2 protein-coding genes and 1 pseudogene are annotated in these 1,637 nt (G+C 56.0%); all 3 read right to left on the minus strand.

The features are described 5' to 3' along the window. Positions 1 to 330: pseudogene (locus tag ASE43_RS12225) on the minus strand (hypothetical protein); the annotation flags it as partial. Between the two features lie 70 nt (positions 331 to 400). After that, positions 401 to 868 carry a hypothetical protein gene (locus tag ASE43_RS21850; protein WP_157499896.1) on the minus strand — a complete coding sequence of 156 codons (468 nt, stop codon included), beginning with the start codon at positions 866 to 868 and terminating at the stop codon, positions 401 to 403. After that, a partial coding sequence (locus tag ASE43_RS21300; RefSeq protein WP_162258788.1) for an RHS repeat-associated core domain-containing protein occupies positions 865 to 1,637 on the minus strand: 773 nt, incomplete at its 5' end. The genes ASE43_RS21300 and ASE43_RS21850, both read right to left, overlap by 4 nt.

Here is a 1,637-nt window from a genome sequence, read left to right on the forward strand (position 1 = left end):
ACCGCCGTGCAGCAGGCTGGTGCGGTTGCCGGTGGCGTCGTAGGTGTAGGTCTCGATCGGGATGCTGCTGAGGCCGTCGCGCAGGATGGTCAGGCGGCCCAGGTTGTCGTAGTCGTAGCGGGCCAGGAACGCGCTCTGCAGGCCGTCCTTGAGCTCGCTGAGCTGACCGGCGGCGTCGTAGCCGTAGTGCAGCGACAGGCCGCCGCCGGCGTTGTCCTGGATCGTCTGGGCGCGGTAGTCCAAGTCATGGCTGCGCGACAGGACGCGGCCGTTGCCGTAGGTCCAGCCGACCGCGGGGCCGAACGGGGCGTAGCAGGCCTAGTTGAGCAGGCTGCTACGGGGATACGCCGCAGACTTCGGCGAAGCTCAGGATGCCGCCTCTCTTCACTTCTCCAACACTCTAGCCAAGCACCGATGGTGTACCAGCCGCGCCGCCTGAGCGAGATCGCTGAATATACTGATAGATAGCCAGAAAAAGCGCTGCGAAAGCGGTCGCAAGCCAGCAGAGGATCAGCAATCCGGCCAAGATTACATGCCAAACAAAATCCGCAGGGTTCGACAATATGGCACCGCCTAGGTTAAAGGTGCCGCCACCTGTATTAGGCTGGCTGAATATATAGTATGAGAATGCAACAAAGAATAGCAATGATGCTGCGTAAGAAAAAACAACCCCACCCAAAGCTCGCTTGAAGGTAACTCGCCCGCCACCGCCAAGCAGCCAAAGCGAGATCAATGCAGCCACTAAAACATCAAACGCATAGAACGCAGAAGAGCTTAGCTCGCCGGGACGGAATTTCGATAGCAATGCGAATATCCCGACGTGCAGAAACACGAAGGTCACACGCGAAGAAATAAATGCCGATTTCATTTTTTTGCCCCCCAACCACGTTTAACAATTTTCAGTCCATTTTTCTTTCCAGACTGAGCGCCCATGAACGACTCCATACTTCTTGATGCGCCACCAACTGTGAATGCTTGTGCCAAGCCAGAAAAACGATCAGAAGAAAATCTCGCGGCAGAAGTGGAACTGGATGCGCAATCCATAAATTGCCAAGTCCCTGTGTCGTTTGCGCTACTCGTCAGCGCCATCTCTTCCTCTATCGTTGTATCTATCAAATAGAGCGTTACCTTCGGACCATCCTTCAGCTGAAATGCTACAAATTTCTCAATATTTGCCAGCTCACCTTCAATCAGGGCAGAGCTACCACCTTCGGTAAAACTTCCATTTGGATCATATAACGAAGGCTGCCCATGTGCCCCGCCGCGTGAGGTCCAGTATCCTACATGGCCGAGCCCATTATGGTTAATGACAAAAACTGTCAGCAGCCCCAGCGGATCAATTGAGGCAATAGGACGGCTCGCTGCATAGGGATATGTCGCGGGGCCGTCGATGCCCCCCAGGGGATCACTCTGCACATACCGCCCACTCCCCGCATCGTAATCCCGAAAGTAGTTGTAATTCAGCCCCGTAGCGGCGTCATACCGCTGCCCCGGGAACCGCATGTCGAATACGAAGTTCGTGCTGTCCAGATCGGGGTCCTGATTCGGAGGGCTGTTACCGAAGGCTTCGCCCTGTAGCGCCCAAGTCCAGATCGCAACGTTGCGAGTGCGGTCGATGACGGCACGCGGGGTGCCCA

The organism is Lysobacter sp. Root983 (assembly GCF_001429345.1).
In the GTDB taxonomy this organism is placed as follows: Bacteria; Pseudomonadota; Gammaproteobacteria; order Xanthomonadales; family Xanthomonadaceae; genus Lysobacter.

What these genes read in the sequence shown, in the direction of transcription:
- ASE43_RS21850 (WP_157499896.1), bottom strand. Translation starts at nt 868, where the DNA reads ATGAAATCGGCATTTATTTCTTCGCGTGTGACCTTCGTGTTTCTGCAC.